The sequence below is a fragment of the Roseburia hominis A2-183 genome (genome assembly GCF_000225345.1).
Taxonomy (GTDB): Bacteria; Bacillota; Clostridia; order Lachnospirales; family Lachnospiraceae; genus Roseburia; species Roseburia hominis.
The window spans coordinates 2,339,812-2,361,818 of the sequence record NC_015977.1 but is presented as its reverse complement, the minus strand read 5'-3'; the positions used below and the strand labels follow the sequence as shown (position 1 = coordinate 2,361,818).

17 protein-coding genes are annotated in these 22,007 nt (G+C 38.6%); 14 read left to right on the top strand and 3 right to left on the bottom strand.

What is annotated here, in order from left to right:
- The first annotated feature begins 106 nt into the window (after positions 1-106).
- The 13 genes from pcrA (at position 107) to RHOM_RS10545 (ending at position 16,364) form a co-directional block, all read left to right on the top strand.
- Positions 107-2,347: a DNA helicase PcrA gene (gene pcrA, locus RHOM_RS10605; RefSeq protein WP_014080308.1), complete on the top strand. Its 2,241-nt coding sequence runs from the start codon at positions 107-109 to the stop codon at positions 2,345-2,347.
- A 108-nt stretch (positions 2,348-2,455) separates the two neighbouring features.
- Positions 2,456-2,746: a hypothetical protein gene (locus tag RHOM_RS10600; RefSeq protein WP_014080307.1), complete on the top strand. Its 291-nt coding sequence runs from the start codon at positions 2,456-2,458 to the stop codon at positions 2,744-2,746.
- Positions 2,747-3,023: 277 nt separating this feature from the next.
- Positions 3,024-4,448, top strand: coding sequence for a 23S rRNA (uracil(1939)-C(5))-methyltransferase RlmD (gene rlmD / locus RHOM_RS10595; RefSeq protein ID WP_014080306.1), 1,425 nt, complete (start codon positions 3,024-3,026; stop codon positions 4,446-4,448).
- A 295-nt stretch (positions 4,449-4,743) separates the two neighbouring features.
- Entirely contained in the window at positions 4,744-5,649 is a 906-nt protein-coding gene (locus RHOM_RS10590; protein WP_014080305.1) for a ParB/RepB/Spo0J family partition protein, read from the top strand.
- Positions 5,612-5,953, top strand: a complete 342-nt coding sequence (locus tag RHOM_RS10585) for a hypothetical protein (RefSeq protein ID WP_015521688.1) — start codon at positions 5,612-5,614, stop codon at positions 5,951-5,953. The genes RHOM_RS10590 and RHOM_RS10585 overlap by 38 nt, the downstream gene beginning before the upstream one ends.
- 2 nt (positions 5,954-5,955) lie before the next feature.
- Positions 5,956-6,432: a hypothetical protein gene (locus RHOM_RS10580; RefSeq protein WP_014080303.1), complete on the top strand. Its 477-nt coding sequence runs from the start codon at positions 5,956-5,958 to the stop codon at positions 6,430-6,432.
- A 481-nt stretch (positions 6,433-6,913) separates the two neighbouring features.
- Positions 6,914-8,446 carry a MobA/MobL family protein gene (locus tag RHOM_RS10575; RefSeq protein ID WP_014080302.1) on the top strand — a complete coding sequence of 511 codons (1,533 nt, stop codon included), beginning with the start codon at positions 6,914-6,916 and terminating at the stop codon, positions 8,444-8,446.
- Positions 8,447-8,608: 162 nt separating this feature from the next.
- A complete protein-coding gene (locus RHOM_RS10570) occupies positions 8,609-8,776 on the top strand; it encodes a MerR family transcriptional regulator (RefSeq protein ID WP_014080301.1) in 168 nt (55 codons plus the stop codon).
- A gap of 27 nt (positions 8,777-8,803) precedes the next feature.
- A complete protein-coding gene (locus RHOM_RS10565; protein WP_014080300.1) occupies positions 8,804-11,818 on the top strand; it encodes a type I restriction endonuclease subunit R in 3,015 nt (1,004 codons plus the stop codon).
- Positions 11,818-13,455: an HsdM family class I SAM-dependent methyltransferase gene (locus RHOM_RS10560; RefSeq protein WP_014080299.1), complete on the top strand. Its 1,638-nt coding sequence runs from the start codon at positions 11,818-11,820 to the stop codon at positions 13,453-13,455. Before RHOM_RS10565 ends, RHOM_RS10560 begins: the two co-directional genes overlap by 1 nt.
- Entirely contained in the window at positions 13,448-14,716 is a 1,269-nt protein-coding gene (locus RHOM_RS10555; protein WP_014080298.1) for a restriction endonuclease subunit S, read from the top strand. Before RHOM_RS10560 ends, RHOM_RS10555 begins: the two co-directional genes overlap by 8 nt.
- A gap of 105 nt (positions 14,717-14,821) precedes the next feature.
- The gene (gene xerA, locus RHOM_RS10550; RefSeq protein WP_014080297.1) at positions 14,822-15,808 is read left to right on the top strand and encodes a site-specific tyrosine recombinase/integron integrase; all 987 of its coding nucleotides are present in this window, start codon (positions 14,822-14,824) and stop codon (positions 15,806-15,808) included.
- Between the two features lie 13 nt (positions 15,809-15,821).
- Positions 15,822-16,364 carry a restriction endonuclease subunit S gene (locus tag RHOM_RS10545; RefSeq protein WP_014080296.1) on the top strand — a complete coding sequence of 181 codons (543 nt, stop codon included), beginning with the start codon at positions 15,822-15,824 and terminating at the stop codon, positions 16,362-16,364.
- On the opposite strand, the gene RHOM_RS10540 is transcribed toward RHOM_RS10545, so the two are convergent.
- Positions 16,343-17,017, bottom strand: a complete 675-nt coding sequence (locus RHOM_RS10540; protein ID WP_014080295.1) for a restriction endonuclease subunit S — start codon at positions 17,015-17,017, stop codon at positions 16,343-16,345. The genes RHOM_RS10545 and RHOM_RS10540 overlap by 22 nt on opposite strands.
- A 118-nt stretch (positions 17,018-17,135) precedes the next feature.
- On the opposite strand from RHOM_RS10540, the gene RHOM_RS10535 reads away from it, so the two are divergent.
- Positions 17,136-18,044 carry a restriction endonuclease gene (locus RHOM_RS10535; RefSeq protein WP_014080294.1) on the top strand — a complete coding sequence of 303 codons (909 nt, stop codon included), beginning with the start codon at positions 17,136-17,138 and terminating at the stop codon, positions 18,042-18,044.
- 63 nt (positions 18,045-18,107) lie between these two features.
- Here the strand turns inward: RHOM_RS10535 and RHOM_RS10530 are convergent, their stop codons facing one another.
- A complete protein-coding gene (locus tag RHOM_RS10530; protein ID WP_014080293.1) occupies positions 18,108-19,046 on the bottom strand; it encodes an Abi family protein in 939 nt (312 codons plus the stop codon).
- A gap of 158 nt (positions 19,047-19,204) precedes the next feature.
- Positions 19,205-21,631 carry a tetratricopeptide repeat protein gene (locus RHOM_RS10525; RefSeq protein WP_014080292.1) on the bottom strand — a complete coding sequence of 809 codons (2,427 nt, stop codon included), beginning with the start codon at positions 21,629-21,631 and terminating at the stop codon, positions 19,205-19,207.
- Between the last annotated feature and the right edge of the window lie 376 nt (positions 21,632-22,007).

The following is a 22,007-nucleotide window of genomic DNA, read 5'->3' as shown; positions in this document are numbered from 1 at the left end:
TGTCCCAGCATGAAAAATAGAAAATATGTTCTGTATGGTATCGAAAAACAGAGAGAAATGTGTTATACTTTCTCATATCACTATAAACGGAAAAGGAAAAACAGGCATGAGTATTTATGATACATTAAACGAGCAGCAGAAGCTCGGCGTTATAACCACCGAAGGACCGGTGCTGATTCTCGCGGGAGCGGGTTCCGGCAAGACGAGAGTGCTGACACACCGGACGGCATATCTGATCGAGGAAAAGGGCGTCAATCCATACAATATTATGGCGATCACGTTCACCAACAAGGCGGCTGGCGAGATGAGGGAGCGAATCGATGCGCTGGTCGGATACGGCTCGGAGAGCATCTGGGTGTCGACGTTTCACTCTACCTGCGTGCGCATCTTAAGGAGACACATTGACCGCATCGGATACGACACGAATTTTACGATCTATGATTCGGATGATTCCAAGAGCGTCATGAAGGAGATCTGCAAGCGCCTGAATATCGATACCAAGATCTACAAGGAGCGCAGCCTTCTGGCGGCGATCTCCTCTGCAAAGGACGAGCTTGTAAGTCCGACGCAGTTTGCCCTGCAGGCGGCGGCATCGAGTGATTTTGCGAAGAAAAAGCAGGCGCAGGTCTATCAGGAGTATCAGGCGGCGCTGCAGAAGAACAATGCACTGGATTTTGACGACCTCATTGTAAAGACGGTGGAGCTGCTGCAGACGGATCCGGAGGTGCTTGCCTACTATCAGGAGCGTTTCCGCTATATCATGGTGGACGAGTATCAGGATACGAACACGGCGCAGTTTGAACTGATCCGTCTTCTCGCGGGCAAATACAAAAATCTGTGCGTGGTCGGTGATGACGATCAGTCGATCTACAAGTTCCGCGGAGCGAATATCTACAATATTTTAAACTTTGAAAAGCATTTTCCGGATGCGGTCACCATCAAGCTGGAACAGAATTACCGTTCGACGCAGAACATCCTAAACGCGGCGAACAGTGTGATTGCGAACAATGTCGGAAGGAAAGCGAAGACGCTCTGGACGGCAAACGGCGAAGGAGAGAAGATCGACTTTGAGCAGTTTGACACTGCCTACGAGGAGGCGGATTATGTCGCAAGGGATATTGCGTCCGGTGTCCGGGAAGGAAAGTACGGTTACGGCGACTATGCGGTGCTTTACCGCACGAATGCGCAGTCCCGTCTGTTTGAGGAGCGTTTTATCGTGTCCAATATCCCGTACAAGATTGTCGGCGGTGTGAATTTCTATGCGCGCAAGGAGGTCAAGGATCTGCTGGCGTACTTAAAGACGATCGACAATGCGAGGGACGATCTGGCGGTGCGAAGAATCATCAATGTACCGAAGCGCGGAATTGGTGCGACGACGCTAAATCGTGTATCCGATTATGCGGAGGCGTACGACATCAGTTTTTACGAGTCCTTAAAGCGTGCGGAGGAGATACCGTCCCTTGGCAAGAGTGCAGCGAAAATCAAGCCGTTTGTGACGTTTATTCAGACGATGCGCAGCAAGCTGCCGTATATCGGTGTGGCGGATCTGCTCAGAGAGGTGATCGAGGAGACGGGCTACGTGAAGGAGCTTGAAGCGGAAGGCACCGACGAGGCGGAGGCGCGGATCGAGAATATCGATGAGTTGTTAAGTAAGGTGGTCGCCTACGAGGAGGGCGAAGAACAGCCGACATTAAGCGGTTTCTTAGAGGAGGTTGCACTCGTGGCGGATATTGACAGCGTCGGCGAGGAGAACGATTATGTGGTTCTCATGACACTGCACAGCGCCAAAGGTCTGGAGTTCCCGAAGGTCTTTCTGGCGGGAATGGAGGACGGTTTGTTCCCGAGCTATATGTCGATCACGTCAGACAATGCCAGCAGTGAGCTGGAGGAAGAACGCAGGCTGGCCTATGTCGGCATTACACGAGCGATGAAGGAGCTTGTCATCACGTCGGCGAGACAGCGTATGGTGCGCGGCGAGACACAGTACAACAAGGTCTCACGCTTTGTGAAGGAGATTCCGCCGGAGCTTTTAAACGGCGAGATCAAAAAGCCGGCATATCTGGAAAACAGGGAGCGGCGCACGGCGGAGCCGGTACGGAAGAAGCGGCCGACGATGCGGGATCAGCTGTCCGGTCAGAGCATGCAGGCGAGAGCGTTTTCATCGGTACATACGGAAGGCGGAAGCCTAAGCTACGGTGTGGGCGACCGTGTGTCCCACATGAAGTTCGGAGAGGGAACGGTAAAAGCCATCGTGCCCGGCGGCAGAGATTTTGAGGTGACGGTCGATTTTGACGCGGCGGGAACCAAGAAAATGTTTGCAGCGTTTGCAAAATTAAAAAAAGTATAAAATGTCTTAATTTATAAATTTTTTATAGGCGAACAGGGAAAGATATGCTATAATGTGCGTAATAAGAAGACATGCAATAAATGAAGATAAATCAAGGAGGGGAATCTGATGAATAAGATGGAAGATCTGATCAACATGACAAAGTTAAACGAACTTCTGAATAAGAAGGAAGAAGTGGAGGAGAAGAAGACCTCCAAGGTAGTATGGATTTTTGCAATTATCGGTATTGTAGCGGCTGTAGCTGCAGCGATATACGGCATCTACCGTTTCTTTACGCCGGATTATCTTGAGGATTTCGAGGACGATTTCGAGGATGATTTTGATGATGATTTCTTCGAGGACGATGATGAGGAAGCGCCGGCAAAGTCTGAGGACAAAGAGGAAACAACCGAAGATTAAGACAAAGGGCATGGGGCTGCAGAGAGATGCAGCCCTATTTTTATGTAACAGGAAACGCTCTGTGGGGATGCGCACCTCGTGGTGAGGTAAATAATGCTTTGCATACCGCATCAGGCAGTCTGCCAAGACAGGCGCAAGTGTGCGGCAGGCGCACACTTTATTCTGTAGCAGGAAACGATATCGTAAGTGGCTGAGTCAGGCGAGTGAATCCTGCATGCAGGATTTTTTATGTTTGGCAATGTGCAGAAGAAACTGGACGGACAATGGAGGATAGAACGTGAAAAAGGGACAGATTATTGAGGGGATGGTAGAATGCGTAGAGTTCCCGAACAAGGGAATTGTGAGAACGGAAGACGGGGGACGCGTGATCGTAAAAAATGCAGTCCCGGGACAGAAAGTGTCCGCATCGATTAATAAAGTGCGCAAGGGAAAATGCGAGGGAAGACTGCTTGAGGTGCTGGAGCACTCGCCGAAGGAGCAGCCGGAGGCTGCCTGTATCCATGCCGGAGAGTGTGGAGGCTGCACATATCAGACGCTGCCTTACGAGGAGCAGCTTGCCATGAAGGCGTCACAGGTAAAAAAACTGATCGATGACGTCATTGTACCGGAAAATACAGACTATGAATTCCTTGGAATCAAGGCGAGCCCGAGACAGCAGGAGTACCGGAATAAGATGGAGTTTTCGTTCGGCGATGCGTACAAGGACGGACCGCTGGCACTCGGCATGCACAAGCGTGGCAGCTTTTATGACATCGTGGATGTCCCGGAATGCCGGATTGTAGACGATGATTTTCACACGGTGCTTACAGTGACGCTAGACTATTTTGAAGAGCGGAATCTGCCGTATTATCACAAACTGCGCCACACCGGATATCTGCGTCATCTTCTGGTGCGCAAGGCGGTAAAGACGGGGGAGATCCTGGTGGATCTGGTAACGACGACACAGATAGCGGAAGGGGAGGAAGAGGCGCTTCTTGCCGGATGGAAGGATGCGTTGTGTGCTGCCGCCTATCAGGGAACGCTCACCGGTGTGCTTCACACCCGCAACGACAGTGTGGCGGACACCGTCAAAAACGAGGGTACGGATGTGCTTTTGGGGCAGGATCATTTCTATGAAGAACTGTTAGGACTTCGTTTTCAGATTACACCGTTCTCCTTTTTCCAGACGAACTCTCTGGGCGCGGAGGTGCTCTATGAGACGGCGCGGGAGTTCATCGGGGATGCCCTGCCGAGCGGAACGGATGCGGATGTCGCGGAGCATGGAAAAGTCGTGTTTGACCTTTATTCCGGAACCGGTACGATCGCGCAGATGCTCGCCCCAGTTGCAAAAAAGGTGATCGGCGTGGAGATTATTCCGGAGGCGGTCGAAGCTGCGAAGGAGAATGCAAAGTTAAACAGTCTTACAAACTGCGAGTTTATCGCGGGAGATGTGCTCAAGGTGATTGATGAGATCGAGGAGAAGCCGGACTATATCGTGCTCGATCCGCCGCGTGACGGCATCCATCCGAAAGCCCTGGAGAAAATCATCCGCTACGGTGTGCCGCAGATGGTGTATATCTCCTGCAAACCGACCAGCCTGGCGAGAGACCTTGAGGTGCTGCAGGCGAGGGGGTATGAGGTGAAGAAGGTATGCTGCGTGGATATGTTCCCGGCGACTGTGCATATAGAGACAATAGTTGCACTACATCGGATAGATTCGTAAAAATCCTTGATTTTAGGCACTTTGAGAGGTTTTTCAGGTTTGATCAGAGTGACCGTAAAACATACAAAAAGGCAATTTCTGATGGAGTAAACGTGTCTGTGGTATTGGACTGCGGCTTCGGAAACACATCAAAGGAAAAGTAATATTTTTATCATTCAACAGAATAAAAGAAACGTGAAAGACCGTTCATTTTCAAGAAAAATTGAAAGTGAGTGGTCTTTTTTATACCTTTAAAACGGATTTTTATTAAGACGTTTTGAAGGGCTGATTCGATGTGTTCGAGAAAGGCGATATTATGGAGACGATCCGGAATGTAGATGTAAACAGATTGCATGATTTCAAAAATCATCCATTTAAAGTAGAGATGAATACAGAATTGTGCGAGCTTATGAGAAGTATTGAAAAAGAAGGAGTGCTTGTGCCACTTCTTGTAAGGACTAATCCATACGGTGATGGATATGAAGTTATATCAGGACATAGAAGGAAGGAGGCAGCAATTTGGGCAGGAGAGACGAAGGTTCCGGTTGTGATAAGAGAATTAGATGATGATCAGGCAGTTGTGGCAATGGTTGATTCTAATCTGCATAGAGAGAATCTCAAACCTAGCGAGAAAGCATTTGCGTATAAGATGAAGCTGGATGCAATGAAACATCAGGGAAAGCACCTTGACAGTGGGGCTTTGGCTCAAGTTGGACCAAAGTTTACAGATGGAAGTCAGCTAAATGAGAAGGGCAATAATACAAGTACAATAAATAGTAATGAATTACTTGCAAGACAGGTGGGAGAGAGTGTGGCACAGATAAAACGATATATAAGGCTTACAAAGCTTATCCCAAAGATACTTGATATGGTTGATGATGGGAAGATTGCATTCACGATTGCAGTAGAACTGTCTTATCTGTCGGAGAATGAGCAGTATGAGCTTCATGCAGTCATGGATTTAGAGCAGTGCACACCATCATTGTCGCAGGCAAACAGGATGAAACGTATAAGTCAGAGCGGAAAGCTGGATATGGATGCAATCTATTCAATATTGGAAGAGGAAAAACCGAACCAGCGGGAACAGATTAAGATTTGTGCCAGTACACTTGAGGAGTATTTCCCAGATGATTTTACTCCAAAGCAAAAGGTGGAACTTATAGAGAGGCTCGTAAAAGAGTGGCATGAAAAACAGATTAAAGATAATGGAAGGAACAGGTGATTATATGAATAAAAATCAGAATATACGATTTAATATGGATAAGGAATCTGATATTATGGCATGGGAGAGCCTTCACAGCAAAGATGTGGGGGAAAGATTTAAGTCACAAAACAGGTTCGTGATTGAAGCAATCAATTATTATTATGAGAGAGTTATGCGTATACAGGAAGATCCATATCTGGAAACAAGGGAAAAAGAAGATGCATTTGCGGACAGGATAGTTGGAAAGGTAGAAAGGAAAGTACTTTCCAATCTTCCTGCCTTACTGGGATTATATGTAAAGAAAGATTATGAGGAGGAATAATTATGGCGATAGACAGGACAGTTAAGTTTACAGTGAGATTAAATATGCTTAATCCGGCTCATGTAACTATTAATAAGGTTCTGAATGAGTTAAATTTGGATATATTTAAGTCAAAGAATCAGTTTTTTATAGATGCAGCAACTTATTATATCGAGAATTATGGGCAGGAAGAATTAACGCAGCCAAAGAAAGAGAAAGAGCCGGAGTTTGTATCAACAGAAGATATGGAAGCAATTGAGGAAAGAATCAGGCAGGCGGCAAAGGAAGAAGCACGTCAGGAAGCCAATAAGGAAGTTATGATAATGGTAGGAAGTCTGCTGGCTGCAATTCAGACTGGTGGAGGTGCTATGTCAGTAATGAATAAAGCTGATGCTGCTATGGAGACAGGAACGAAAAGCATATCTGATGAGGAGTCAGAGGATTATGAAGAAGATGAGACATTAGTACAGAGTGCACTAAGATGGATGATAAATGATTAGCAATAGAATATAGATTATAGAGACAGGGACTGTGTAGAAATACATGGTCCTTATTTTTATCTGCAAATATTGTAGCGACTGCCGGCATAAAACGATGGCAGAAATAAAAAGCGACTGAACAATCCGACGGCAGTAACTTAAAATGCCGTAATAATCCGACAGCATGGAACTTGAACGAAAGAAAGTCGGAAAAAGAACAAAGGAAAAGTGATGGCACAAAGCGACGGCATTATATAAGAGCGACGGCATAAAGTGAAGTCAGCTATGAAAAATGCTGTAACAAATTGCCGTCAATTAATGTGAAAAGACACCTTTACGAGATTTTAGATAATTATCAGAGCAAGAGATGCTTCAAGCAAGGGGCAAGAGAAGTTCAAATACAGCCCTCGGCGTTTGAGAGCGAAATACACCCTCCGCACAAAACTTCGTTTTGTACTCCGGGGATTTCGCGATTGCATCGAGCCTGAGAATAAATATTACTATGGCTGCATTTGAAGAATTAAATGTAGCTGATAAAAAGAAGGAGATGATAGCAATGCCAAGACATTCATTTATACAGATGACGAAACTCCATAATGTCATGGGGAGAATTGATTATATAACAAGTACAGTTAAACAGGAAAATCTATATGCCATATATGCGACACAGCCACTTCGTTCTTTTTGGAAAGATCTTGCAAAATGCAACAGAGAAGAATTTGCTAAAAGTGGAACGATAGGAAAATATATTGAGGCAAGAGAGCTGATTATAGCATTACCGGAAGGCTTGTATCATTATGAGCATGATTATCTTATCAAACATTTTGCTACGGATTTCAAGAAAAAGTATGGTGTGGACTGCTATGCAGCCCTGCATCATAACAAAAGAAAGACAAACTTTCATATTCATCTGATATTTGCAGAGAGGACGAAACTGGAAAAGCCGGTTGTTAAGGTAGCATCAAGAAACATGTTCTATGATGAAAGAGGGAAACATGTGCGTACTAAGAAAGAGATATTGGATGCAAGTGGTGACATCCGTAATGGCTGTAAGATTATCAGAAAAGGCGAGGTCTATGAGAAAAAAGAGTTTTCTATAAAAGTCGATAGATTTAAAAAGGATTCATTTCTTGATGAGGCAAAGGTGTTTTTTACAAATGAAATAAATCAGCTTGTGCTGCATGAAGAGGATAAACTTAAAGTCTTTGATAAGAACAGTCCATATCTTGCTACTAAAAAAATAGGCAAAAATAATCCAATGGAAGAACAAATAAAGGCTGACAATGAGGTACGACAGGAATGGAACAGGACTGTTGACAGAGCAATTGTAAGCGGAGTGTCAGAAGAGGACATATCAAGGATAAAGAAGAATGAAATAACAGAAAAGGTAAGGTATTCCATAGATTTATATGGAGACAGACCGGATCTTCTTGCAAGTATTATAAAGCTTGCTATTGCAGTGCTTGAACTTCTTATTAATCGCATTATGCTGGCTGCGGTTGGTGTGGCAGAAAAGATGCTGGATATTGTGTCAGAAGAAAGTAGAAATATTGAGGCTAAGACTTATCCAACAATGCCAACAATGTCACCACTTGCAAAAAAATACCTAAGTCTTCAGAATATCTATGATGAATTACAAAAGCAAAATGAAGCAATATTTGCGCAGGAGCATAAACGCAGCGAGCTGGAGATAGAATTGTCAGAATGTAATGGTGCATTTAAGGCACGAAAGCGTGGAGGGTTGCAGAATCAAATATATGAACTGAACAAACAGATTGATAATATGAAACGCTATTTGTCATCTATTGTGCAACGACATGGTTATGATAATGTAAGGGATTTTTATAGTACTTATTATGCGGCCAAAGGTGAATATGCTGATTATGTGAAAGATGTTGAGGAATGGAATGTTAATCACGTTAAAAAGAATGAGAATATTCCAACTGAAGAGAATAGGACAGATAGATATCAGATTGGCGAGGAAAGGGATAAAAACAGATATATGGATAGAAACTATGTAGAGAAGAAAAGATAAAAGAAGATAGAATATTGGGTGATGGAGTGAAATCCCTCACCCTTTTTTGTGTTGATAAATGTAGAACTAGTTAATCAATAATCATAACATTATTTTGCTTGCAAGTGTTCCGATAAAAGAATATACTTATAGTAGACTAATTGTATCGTTTGGAGGGAAATCATGGATTACATAACAACGGTAGAAATGTCAAAAAAATGGGGGATTTCATCAAGAAGAATTTCCCTTTTGTGTAGTCAGGGCAGAGTGCCTGGTGCAGAGAAAAAAGGGAAAACATGGCTGTTACCAAAGGATGCGGTAAAGCCGACTGATCCTCGTAAGAAGAATTAGATGACGTATTGGAGGTGAAAGGCACTTATGGGAAGACCAGAAGATTCCAGAGTAAAGATTCCGGCACTTGTACATTTTACAAGGCTTGGATATACCTATATGTCAATTAAAGATAAAGAACGTAACATAGACTATGATGGTGATACTAACATTTTTTATAGTCAGTTTTTGTCTGCAATTAATAGAATTAATCAAACAGAATTAACACTTGCGGATGCAAAGAAAATTATCGGAGAACTAAAGATTAAATTAGATAATGATGATCTTGGAAAATCATTTTTTCAGATATTGCAATCAGATATTAATGGAATAAAGTTGATTGATTTTAATGATATAAGCGGAACACAGAATGACTATACAGTAGTAACTGAATTACCATATGAAAATGGTGATGATAATTTTCGCCCAGATATTGTTGTGCTGGTTAATGGAATGCCATTATCATTTATAGAGGTCAAGCGTCATAATAACCGTGAGGGAATTCTGACAGAACGAAGTCGTATGGAGAGAAGGTTTGGAAATAAGATTTATCGACGGTTTGTTGGAATGACTCAGTTTACAGTGTTTTCTAATAATAATGAATATGATGACTCTGATATTGAACCAATTCAAGGAGCTTTTTATGCTTCCAGCAGCTATAAAAGAATGTTTTTTAGCAAGTTTCGTGAGCAGAGAGCAGAGGAATTAGGGGCAAAAATGCAAGCAATTAATCCAGAGGAGGAAGCTTTTATTTTAAGTGATACAAATCTGATTTCTATTAAAGGAACTCCAGAGTATGCTTCTTCCTTATCGGAAAACTCGCCTACAAATCGTATCATTACATCTTTATATACAAAAGAAAGATTATTGTTTTTATTAAAGTATGGAATATGTTATAAAACCACAACCAACAAAGATGGTATTACAGAGATAGAGAAGCATATTATGCGATATCCTCAGTTGTTTGCAACATTGGCAATTCGAGATAAATTGAGAGAAGGAGTTAGAAAAGGTGTAATTTGGCACACGCAGGGAAGCGGAAAAACAGCACTTGCATATTCCAATGTAAGATTCTTGACCGACTATTTTAGTAAAGAGGAGGGGAAGATTGCCAAGTTTTACTTTATAGTGGATCGTTTAGATTTAGCAGAGCAAGCGAAGAATGAATTTGAAGCTAGAGGTCTTAAAGTAAAATTGATAAAAGATAAGGAAGAGTTTATTGCAGATATTACAAATCCCGGAGAGTCAAATACCAGTGGGAAAGTGACAATGACTGTAATCAATATTCAAAAGTTTTCCAAGGATTCTGTTACTAAACCATCTGACTATAATGTGGATGTACAGAGAGTTTACTTCTTGGATGAGGCACATAGGAGTTATAATCCAACAGGATCATTTCTGGCAAATCTTATGGCATCTGATAGAGATGCGGTGCAGATAGCGCTTACAGGTACTCCTCTTATTGGAGATGGATACAATACAAAAGATGTATTTGGCAATTATATTCATAAATATTATTATAATCAGTCAATTGCAGATGGTTACACATTAAAGCTGATTCGCGAGGAAATTGAAACGACTTATAAGAATCAGATGAATGATACACTTAATCAAATAGTAAGACAGGGAAGCATAGCAAAGAAAAATTTATATGCTCATCCTAAATTTGTAGAAAAGATGGTTGATTATATCATTCATGATTTTGGGGAAGGCAGGACAGCATTAGATTCTACTATCGGAGCAATGATTGTTTGTGATTCTTCGGAACAGGCAAGGGAAGTGGACAGGCAGTTAAATCGTTTTTCAGATTATACACATGCACTGGTACTTCATGATGAAGGCACAAAGCAGGATAGAAAAAACGATCAGGAAGAGTTTAAGAAAGGCAATATAGATATTTTGGTGGTCTATAACATGCTTTTGACCGGCTTTGATGCTCCTCGATTAAAAAAGCAGTATTTGGCACGAATGATTAAAGCACATAATCTGCTTCAAACGTTAACTAGAGTAAATCGCCCCTATAAAGGTTATCATTATGGATATGTTGTTGATTTTGCAAATATCAAAGATGAGTTTGATAAAACAAATAAAGCATATTTTGATGAACTTCAATCTGAACTTGGAGATGAGGTACAAAACTATAGTAATATTTTTAAGAGCAAAGAAGATATTGAAAAAGATCTGAATGTTGTAAAAAATCAGCTTTTTCTATATGATACAAGCAATGTGGTAAGTTTTATTAATCAAATTAGCGAGATTGATGATAAGAAGCAGTTACTTGATTTACGACAAGCATTAGAAAATTATAAGGCGATGTATAATCTGATCCGTTTGTATGGGTATGAGGATTTATACGAACATTTCAATGTCGAGAATGCAATTAAGTGTCTGAATGAGGTCAATAATCGAATTAGCATTATTAACTTAAAAAATAGCATTGATTCATCAGAGGATATGTCACAGGTACTCAATATGGCATTGGATCAGATAGATTTCCAGTTTCGCAAGATAAAAGAAGAAGAACTTATCATTGCTGATGCATTTAGAGATAGCCTGGAAAAAACAAGAAGAGAAATCGTAGACAGATGCCTTGATCCAAAAGATCCAGAATACATTGCACTTCTTGATGAATTAAAGCGGGTATTCAAGAAGAAAAATATTGAGGAACTCACAACAGATGAAATGAAGCAGATGATGGGGGAACTGGATACTTTGAAAAAGAAGGCAGAAAAAAGAAATCTGGCAGATCGTATGCTTGCGGCAAAGTATTCAGGTGATGTTAAATACATGAGAACTCATAAGAGAATTATGGGTAGTCCACCACCCATTGCAGATGCAATTACTGTACATAGAATTTTAATGAGTGTTAAGTCTAAGGCAGATGATCAGATTGCTCATAATGAGAATATCCTTGATAATGAGGATTATTTTATTAAATCGTTACAGCCAATTATTTTGAGAGCATGTATGGGAGAAAATGTTAGAATAGACAAACCTCAACTTATGTTTATAGATAATTGCCTGTCGAAAGAATATATATTAGAAAGGGATTGGGTTTCCTGATGACAACAGAAGCAATAATAGCAAATACAAAACAGATGATAGATGATCTTAAGACAGTATGTACCAATTTTGGACTTGGTAATGCTAGTAGTGAATATAAGATTATAACAGAGATTTTTTTGTATAAGTTTTTAAATGATAAGTTTATCTATGAGGTACAGCAGGCGGATGAAGAGTTAAAAAATTCCGAGAATGTGGAGCAGGCATTAAATATTATGTCAGAAGATGACTATGAAATGCTTATGATGCTTCTACCACCGGCTACTGCAAAACTCAAGAGAGAGCATTTTATATCTTATCTTTTCAATCATAAGAATGATGAGAAGTTTAACGAATTATTTGATTCAACCTTATGGGATATTTCTAACACTAATCTAGATGTGTTCTCTGTAAGTACTGGCTCCGGTGATAAGATTCGTCTATTTGATCAGAATTTATCTCAAAATGTAACAGAGTCAAATCGGAGGTCTGATTTCTGCAAAGCTATGATTGATAAATTAGTTACATTCAGTTTTGCAGAGGCTTTTTCACAGAAATATGACTTTTTTGCGACTATTTTTGAGTATCTGATTAAGGATTATAACAAGGATTTTGGCAAGTATGCAGAATATTATACACCACATTCTATTGCAAGTATTATTGCAAGAATTATGGTGCCGGAAGGTGTGCAGAATGTAACCGTATATGATCCGGCAGCAGGTTCTGGAACTCTGGTACTTGCACTTGCACATGAAATTGGCGAAAGTAATTGTACGATTTATACACAGGATATTTCTCAAAAGTCTAATGAATTTTTGAGACTCAATCTTATTTTAAATAACTTGGTACATTCACTTGGTCATGTAGTGCATGGAGATACACTTCTTTCTCCACAGCATTTGAACCGTCAGAAAAATGGTTTGATGAAATTTGATTATATTGTTAGCAATCCTCCATTTAATGTGGATTTTTCTGATAACAGAGATACTCTTGCGGGAGATATTTATAAAGAAAGATTTTGGGCTGGAGTGCCTAATGTACCAAATAAGAACAAGGATAGCATGGCAATCTATCAGATGTTCTTACAGCACATTATTTTTTCCATGAAAGAGAATGGTGGCAGAGCAGCCGTAGTAGTTCCAACAGGATTTCTAACAGCAGGAACTAGAATCCCTAAGAAAATACGAGAACGCATTGTTGAAGACAGAATGCTCAGAGGTGTTGTCTCAATGCCAAGCAATATTTTTGCTACGACAGGAACAAATGTATCTGTGTTATTTTTAGACAATTCAAAGAAGTATGAGCAGGCAATCTTAATGGATGCATCTAAACTTGGAACAAAGATTAAGGTAGATGGAAAAAACCAAAGAACGGTTTTATCACCAGAAGAAATAGAGAATATTATCGATACCTTTAATAACTTTGAAACAAAGGATGATTTTTCTGTGGTTGTAGATTATGACAAGATAGAGCAGAAAAAATGTTCATTCAGCGCAGGACAGTATTTTGAAGTAAAGATTGAATATGTTGAGCTGACACAAGAAGAGTTTCAGAAAAAAATGGATGGATATACAGAAAAATTAACGGAATTGTTTGCTGAGGGAAATGCACTGCAGACAGAAATTTTGGAACAGTTAAAGAAGGTGAAATATGAGTAGGATTACAAAATATGCTTTATCTGATTTATATGAGATGAGTTCCGGAATTTCATCTACAAAAGAACAGGCTGGACATGGTGCACCATTTGTATCTTTTAGCACGGTCTTTAATAATTATTTTTTGCCAGATGAGTTATTTGATTTGATGGATACAAATGAGAAAGAACAGGAGATATATTCGATAAAAGCAGGAGATGTCCTTATTACACGAACAAGTGAAACAATAGACGAACTAGCTATGAGTTGTGTAGCAGTAAAGGATTATCCAAAAGCAACTTATAGTGGATTTACAAAACGCCTTAGACCTAAGAAAGAAGGAATAGCATATCCCAAGTACATGGCATTTTATTTTAGAAGTGAATTGTTTCGTAAAGCTGTAACTAATAATGCCTTTATGACTTTGAGAGCAAGTTTTAATGAGGATATTTTTACGTTTTTGGATGTTTACTTGCCAATTTATGAAGAACAGGTAAGAATTGGGGATATGCTTTATGCTGTTGAGTGCAAAATTCAAAAAAATAAGGAGATAAATGATTATTTAGAGCAGCAACTCCAGCTGTTGTATGATTATTGGTTCACTCAATATAATTTTCCTAACGAGGACGGACAACCATACAAGGCTTCAAATGGGCTAATGGTATGGAATAAAATGATTAATCATCTAATTCCAGCCGATTGGAAAGTTAAGCCACTGGGGACAATATGCTCTTTTCGTAACGGTATTAACTACGACAAAAATGTTGATGGTAATACCATATATAAAATTATTAATGTACGAAACATTTCATCTTCTACGCTTTTTCTTGACGAAAGCAATTTTGATGAGATATGTCTTCCAAAGCAACAAGGTGATAAATACTATGTATCTGATGATAGCATTATCATTGCCCGTAGTGGGATACCAGGAGCTACAAGAATATTATGCAATCCAAGTAGTAATATAATTTTTTGTGGATTTATTATTTGTTGTACACCATCTGATAATACCTTACAAAACTACTTAACATTATATTTAAGACAATTTGAAGGTAGTTCCGCAACTCAAACCGGTGGTTCCATTTTGAAGAATGTAAGTCAAGAAACTCTGAAAAATTTGATTGTGCCTATTCCACCACAATCACTGTTAAATCAGTTCAATGATTCAATATTACCTATATATAATCTTATCAATAGCAACACCAAAGAAAATGTGCAGCTTATCACTCTCAGAGACTGGCTTCTTCCAATGTTAATGAATGGTCAGACCACCATCGAAGATTGATATGATAAATAATCATTTATAATATAAAAAATAACTCTTGAAAGTGGCGAGAGCAAATACAAGAACTCCACTTCATGGTGGTTCTCACATATAAAGGAGAAACACATGAAAGAGAAAATAATATCAGAGATCATAAGAGAGATGATTTCGTCACTAAATAATGAACAATTAAGCAAGTTGAAGACTACATTGGAGATATATCTTTATAATGTTTCCATTGAAGCCAAACAAGAAGCTGATACAGAGAAAAAAGAAGTGGATTATTTGGAAGTATTTCTTTCTGCAAAAAGGATTGAAGGTTGTTCAGAAAAAACACTGATATACTATAAAAATACAATACAGCAAATGCTTGATAGTATTGGAAAATCAGTTTGTACAATTGTTACAGAAGACCTAAGAACTTATTTGGCGGAATATCAGAAGGAGAAACAATCAAGCAAGGTAACAATTGATAATATTAGAAGGATATTTTCAAGTTTTTTTTCTTGGTTGGAGGATGAGGATTATATTATTAAAAGTCCAGTTCGCAGAATACATAGAATTAAGGCTGCTAGTACTATAAAGGAAACGTACACAGATGAACAATTAGAATCTATGAGAGATAACTGCGATAATCCAAGAGACTTAGCGCTGATTGATATTTTGGCTTCAACAGGAATGCGTGTGGGTGAACTGGTGCTACTGAACAGAGATGATATTTCTTTTGATGAAAGAGAATGTATTGTGTTTGGTAAAGGAGATAAGGAACGCATGGTATATTTTGATGCCAGAACGAAGATACATTTGCAGAATTATCTTGATTCAAGGACAGATAATAATGAGGCATTGTTTGTATCACTTAAAGCACCATACAATCGAATGAAAATAGGTGGGATAGAACTGAGACTTCGAGAAATGGGAAAGCGATTGAATATAGAGAAAGTTCATCCTCATAAGTTTAGAAGAACACTGGCAACAGTAGCCATTGATAAGGGGATGCCAATAGAACAATTACAAAAATTATTAGGACATCAACGAATAGATACAACATTGCAATATGCAATGGTCAAGCAGAGTAATGTTAAGATTGCTCATAGAAAATATATTGGATAGGAGAAATGTCTTTATGAAAATTAAGGATATAGGACGTGTAGTAACAGGAAAAACTCCATTAACTGGTGTGAATGAATATTATGGAGGAAATATAATGTTTATTTCACCTTCTGATTTACACGGTGATTACTTGATAGAAAAGTCTGAAAAAACTATAACTGAGGAGGGATTGAAATCAATAGAATCAAATTCCATTGATGGAATAAGTGTGCTTACAGGATGTATAGGATGGGATATGGGAAATGTTGCTATGTGTAATAGTAGGTGTGCGACAAACCAACAGATTAATGCAATAATAGATTTTAATCATAAATTGGTTGATCCAAGATATGTTTATTATTGGTTAAAAGGGAAAAAAGATTATTTATTTTCAATTGCATCTGTTACCAGAACACCAATACTTAGTAAGAGTGTTTTTGAGAATATAGATATTCCTCTTCCAAGTTTGAAAATACAAGAAAGAGTTACCAAGTTACTCTCACTTATTGATGAGAAAATCAGAAAAAATCACCAGATAAATGATTATTTAGCACCTCAATCTTCGATGGTTGCTTGACCATTCATCAAGATTGGAAGAAGCCAGTCTCTGGTTTGCACTAGAATGTTATTTTCCTTTTGAAGTTGTATGATTTTGGTGTCCATAGGTTCAATCTGATTAATGAATTGTGTACGGATTTCTTTGGGAATATTCAAAATGTTATAACTGTTCAAATTGGCTTGATTAATTTTCAGTTGTATTGAACCGGTTTTTATCATTGATACAGGTATATTTTTCAATAGTAGATATAATAAACGGCAGGAGTAACCATTCACAGGTTGTAAAACATGCGTATGATTATTAATCCATACATCACCAGATATTCGTTGTAATATTGGATTTCCATTGTCATCCATCACAGAACCGTCTTCTGCTAAAAGTACAAAATCTCCTGAAAAAATCGGACGATTAACATAATCCATTATCCCAGTTGCACCATAATAAGGAATTGTACCTTTCATTTCCTCACGTTGATGACTAGAAAGTGGAATTCTATCAGAATCAAGGCATTTTGTAATATTCCCGACGGATGTATATTCCCAATTTTGAGGAATATTTCGATTTAGTTCCTTGCAAAATATCATTTTACCCCCAGAAGATTTGTATGGATTTCCGTTTTCATCAGGAAAATCAAATTGCACAAACCAATAGTCATAGATGGTCTTTGCCATCTCTTCTAAATAATCATTTATCAGAGAAATAATTATTATGATATGGGCTATCATATTACAAGAATATTGGATATTATTTAATAAATAACAAAATATGCAAAGAAAAGGAAGACACATAATGTTTTACGATACATTAAATACAGAGGAACAAGTTTCATACTTAATAAAGCCAATCATAGAAGTGCTACAAGAAGCCGGGGGGCAATTGGAGAGAGCAGAAATTAGGGATAGAATTAGCGAAAAAGACGAGAAGATTGCTGAATTTGAACAAAAGCTATATACATCTAATAAAACCGGTTCTAAATATAAGAAATTTGATTTTAAGTTTAATTTTGCTCTTAAAGAGTTAAGTTATTTGGGATTCCTTACATATGTTAGATATAAACCACTTGTGACATTAACGGAAAAAGGAGCCGCTGTTGATGTTTCAAATTTTGATGTTAAGAAGGAGGTTCGAGAAAAGGCAGCTGTTTATTGGGAAGAAAAATCAGCTAAGAATAAAGAGAAGAATAGTGTAATGCCAAAAGAAATCGAAGATGAAAACAGTATAAATGCTGATGATATATTGGATGATGTTAAGGTCAAATTGCAAAGTGCAATAGCAAATATGTCTCCTAAGAAATTTGAACAATTCTCGAGAGCATTACTGACTAAAATGGGAGTACAGTTTACGGATAAGGGTATTAAAATATCGAATGATGGTGGAATTGATGGATATGGATATCATACAGACGATGATGATTTCAGAACAACCAGAGTTGTAATTCAATGTAAACGATATAACACAGCTCCTGTGAGTGAGCCTGATATAAATCAGTTTTTGGGGGCTATGAATAAATTTCAGGCAGATTATGGAGTGTTTATTACAAATAGCAGATTTACTAATGCAGCAAGGGAGGCAGCAAGAGAAGGTACACCAATAACGTTAATTGATGGCAATGATCTGGTAAGGCTTGTTATTAAGTATGAACTTTATATTACACCTGTAACAACATATGTACTTGATGACTTTTATGATGAAGAATAGTTACGTCGGTTATATTAATAGAAAACATGGTGTAACTTCTCTCACTGATTGTACGTCATGCAACTATTTTTTATAGCACATAATTTTTTCCCATTTTTCAGGAAAACCCATTTTGGAAAATAGCAGCTCCTGGCTGATGTGTGGGCAGTTCTTGCGAACGGAATGAATCAATTGTTTGAGCTCAGCTTTAAATTGTTTAAATTCCTGATTGTCAATAAGATAACGCAAAGCAATCACTACTGCGAATAGATCCTTCTTTCCAATAGCATATTGTCCTTTTTTCCGTGGTAGTTGTAATTTGCTATGTAAAACAGTATCAGGGATTGCTTCATTTACTTGAAATGAATAAAGTCTCTCGTTGTGAGCACATACATTCCTACAGCTTGCGAGGATACGGATGAGCTGATGCAACTGAACCTCTGACATATTGGCAAAATTCAGACTAACCTTGGTGCGGATATCAGAAGTCGTATATTGATACATTTTTGAAATTTGTCCAAACGTAAGCGCATTGGTTGCTACCCATAAAGGGACATTTCCATACATTGTTGCATGATGAGTGATATAACTATAGTTGCTTGGCAAGGCGATAGTTTTACTTAAGGTAGTAATCAGGCGATTTATTTTGCTTTGATTTCTGCGAGTATAGTTATAATTACCTGCAGTTAAATATGCCGTCTGTTGTTCTCCATATTTTTCGCAAAAGTAGTAGGAAAGCATGGATTTCAACTGTCTTTCCACATGTAAGATATATTTTAGAAAGAGCGTTCTTAATTCTTCGTCAAAGTAATAGAAAGCGGTAATTTCTTCAAAAGTAACACCATGTAGATAATTACCGGATGGTTTATGTTTAAATAAATCCTTATAACCGCCGATTAATGAAAAATAGCCTAACTTTTGTAAAGTGGTTTTGGCAAATTCAGGATCGGAAATAACAAGCTGTTTTTCTTTTTCAAGCTTTTCGATTTGCTCATCATATGTGAAAAATGTTTTATTAGCCATTTCTGAATCCTCCTTTATTTTGGCATAAAAAAAGTGGAGTCCACGCATGGAACTCCACCGGCTGCGGGCATCGCAAGTTTCCGCAGCGCAACCACTAAAGATACTATACCATTGATATCTGGCGATGTCAAACAGTATTTTTTAGTGGCATTAATAGTTTATGCGTTTCTGTGTGTGATATTCTTATTTTGTTCATTCTTGGCATTCAGCCATTTTTCTTTATATTCCAGTGCTTTCTCAGGCTTGTGCCATCTGGCATATAGATTATTCAGATATCCGTATACAGATTTCAGATAGTTATTCTTAGAAACATAATTATCAAATGCTGAAACAGCAGTATCAGATGAAGCTAAATCAGAATCACTGGTATCCATAGCAGCATTGATAATACTCTCTGCTGCCAGTAGATTCTTTTCGGCTTCTACTGGTTTACCTTCCTTTAATGCAATTATTCCGGAAGCAAGTCGGCAGCAGCCATAATCTAAAGTGTTGTAGCCTTCGTTATCTGTTACAAGAGCATCATATTGATTAAGGACAAGCCGTGCAAGCTCTAAATCACCAGCAAGTATCAGCATATTTACAAGATTAAGCATCTGTTGGAGCATATCATGCGTTTCAATTATGCCGGTGTCAGCATATGAAATCCTTATCTCAAATGCCTTGTGTAAGGCTTCGGTTGCTTTATCAGTTTTTTTAAGTGCAAGATATACATTGGACAGATTGTTATAAAGATTTGAGAGTAGATTGATATAGCGCTTCTGATTCATGGTGTTCATAGTGTCATCTTCATTTTCAAGCAGGTGTATAGCTTTTTCACGTTTCTTTACAGCCACATCATAATCCTTTCTAATGTATGAAAGCTCTGCTTTGTAGTCTAAAAGTAATGCTCTGTCACAGACAGAATCGATATGCTCCTGTTCCATAAGGTATGATATCCGGTCAGCCAGTTTTGACATATAATCCCTGACAGAGTATTTTTCAAGATATGGAAACATATCCTGAAGGAATAGCAGATAACAGGCAGAATTATCATTGATGATGTTTTCTACAACACTTATCATAGCCTGTATCGTATTATCGGGCTTTCGGACTTCTAAGCCATGCATCAAGCAGATTGAGTGAAGACTGTTTACAAGTGTCTGACAATTGGAAATGCAAGGATTTAATTCCTCATATATGATTTCCTGTATCAGAGGATGCAGGTTTATTTTCTTATTCTCTATGTCATCTGTTATAAAACCATATCGGGCAAGATAATTAACATCATGTAAAGAGGCGAGCTGCAGCCAGTTCCTGAAATGATTCTTATACACGCCGGATACCGGAAGGATTGACAGGTTCTTAAGTATATCGGTTTGAGAAGAGTTAAGCCGGCTGATCTGCATAAGAATACGCAAATGTTCAATCATAAGCCCATCATAATAATCCCCATCTTTATATAATTCCACATTTTCACTATCTGTGATATTAAGCCCACACTGCTTTAATTCATGCAGTAATTCATCAGGCTCAAGACCGCCTGCTGCAAGTGAAAGAGCTGATAATACGACAGTCAGGGTGTGGGAATGAACTTCTCTTATTATCTGTTTAACTGTTTCAGTATCATCATCCGAATAAGGACAATGCGAAGCAAAAAGCTGTAAAAGGTCTTTTTCAGATGCTATCTCTTTAATCTTAATCGAAGCATATTGTTTTACTTCACAGCGTGTCGTGACAAGCAATTCAAAATCATTCTTTACAAATTCTTTGAAAAAAGCATCATCCTTAGGAAGTGCATTAAAGTTATCCAGTATCACAAGGCTGTCCTGATGCAGGGAGCGTAGCAGTCGGTAATGTGAGTCAAATAGAGCATCCTCATCCATATCTGATGTATCATCTGAAAATTCCATGGCTGCAATGTCTTTTCGCAGGCTGCCGGAATAAAACAGGTAGATGATATTGGTATATTTCTTTTTATTCCTGCTGGCATAATATTTTGCCAGTTCACTTTTTCCTATTCCTGCGATTCCATTTATGAAAACAACGGATTCAGAAGCAAGCAGTCTGCCACATTCTTTTATCTCATCATTTCTTCCGATGAATTCTTTTACAACAGCCGGCAAACGATTACTTAGCAGAATGTCAGTAAGCTCCGGTGAATACAGGTTCTTTCTGTTATGGTCAGATAATATGGCGTAAAGCATAACATCTGTAAAAAATGTGGCATTATCATCAATGGCAATTAATTCATCAGCTTTGGTAATGCCAATTATTTTTCGGCTGTTATTAATCATATCTTCCAACAAGTATCTGGTATTAGAAACATTTATAAGATTAGGAATAATCTTGTTCTTAAAGTCCGTAATCATCTGATTACGCCCGGTATCATTTTTGTATTCATTCAGAATATCTACAGGAACAGGTCTTGCTCCATTACACCAGCGGCTGAAGGTGATGTTATCATCTGAAGCTTCACCATAGTCAGAGGCTTCATCCAACAGGCAGAGCGAAAACAGGTCACGCACAAGCCGGTGCTGTGGGTAAGTCTTTATTTTATTGTCAAGTAATGCACCTGTCACATGTGCAAATGTCAATTGATTTTTCATACTTTCTCCATGTCTATGTCAACTTCCAGTCAACATGTCGTCAATGTGTTTCATTCTCAAAATTTACTATCATTATCACAACAAAACATAGCCAGCAGACAGCAGAAGATATCTGAAATGGCTATAAATATTATAACATAGAACAAACATATGTTCTACAACTTTTTTGCACATTGAAAACTAAATGAGCTTTATCATATGCCAACAGAACCAGCGAAGATGTTTCCGGTAGGAAACGGAGCGGGTGAAGACACTTCCGTCAAGGGTGGGAAACGGACTCGAACAGGAGTAGCCCACAGGTCACGAAGCGATTCGGGGGACTAAAGGTCAGCTGTGAGACTGACAACATGTGATATGCAGAAAGCCAAATGAAGTA

Excerpts from the sequence above, each read along its gene's own strand:
- pcrA (WP_014080308.1), top strand. The coding sequence starts at position 107 with ATGAGTATTTATGATACATTAAACGAGCAGCAGAAGCTCGGCGTTATA.
- RHOM_RS10600 (WP_014080307.1), top strand. The coding sequence starts at position 2,456 with ATGAATAAGATGGAAGATCTGATCAACATGACAAAGTTAAACGAACTT.
- RHOM_RS10590 (WP_014080305.1), top strand. The coding sequence starts at position 4,744 with ATGGAGACGATCCGGAATGTAGATGTAAACAGATTGCATGATTTCAAA.
- RHOM_RS10585 (WP_015521688.1), top strand. The coding sequence starts at position 5,612 with ATGAAAAACAGATTAAAGATAATGGAAGGAACAGGTGATTATATGAAT.
- RHOM_RS10580 (WP_014080303.1), top strand. The coding sequence starts at position 5,956 with ATGGCGATAGACAGGACAGTTAAGTTTACAGTGAGATTAAATATGCTT.
- RHOM_RS10575 (WP_014080302.1), top strand. The coding sequence starts at position 6,914 with ATGGCTGCATTTGAAGAATTAAATGTAGCTGATAAAAAGAAGGAGATG.
- RHOM_RS10570 (WP_014080301.1), top strand. The coding sequence starts at position 8,609 with ATGGATTACATAACAACGGTAGAAATGTCAAAAAAATGGGGGATTTCA.
- RHOM_RS10565 (WP_014080300.1), top strand. The coding sequence starts at position 8,804 with ATGGGAAGACCAGAAGATTCCAGAGTAAAGATTCCGGCACTTGTACAT.
- RHOM_RS10560 (WP_014080299.1), top strand. The coding sequence starts at position 11,818 with ATGACAACAGAAGCAATAATAGCAAATACAAAACAGATGATAGATGAT.
- RHOM_RS10555 (WP_014080298.1), top strand. The coding sequence starts at position 13,448 with ATGAGTAGGATTACAAAATATGCTTTATCTGATTTATATGAGATGAGT.
- xerA (WP_014080297.1), top strand. The coding sequence starts at position 14,822 with ATGAAAGAGAAAATAATATCAGAGATCATAAGAGAGATGATTTCGTCA.
- RHOM_RS10545 (WP_014080296.1), top strand. The coding sequence starts at position 15,822 with ATGAAAATTAAGGATATAGGACGTGTAGTAACAGGAAAAACTCCATTA.
- RHOM_RS10540 (WP_014080295.1), bottom strand. The coding sequence starts at position 17,017 with ATGGCAAAGACCATCTATGACTATTGGTTTGTGCAATTTGATTTTCCT.
- RHOM_RS10535 (WP_014080294.1), top strand. The coding sequence starts at position 17,136 with ATGTTTTACGATACATTAAATACAGAGGAACAAGTTTCATACTTAATA.
- RHOM_RS10530 (WP_014080293.1), bottom strand. The coding sequence starts at position 19,046 with ATGGCTAATAAAACATTTTTCACATATGATGAGCAAATCGAAAAGCTT.
- RHOM_RS10525 (WP_014080292.1), bottom strand. The coding sequence starts at position 21,631 with ATGAAAAATCAATTGACATTTGCACATGTGACAGGTGCATTACTTGAC.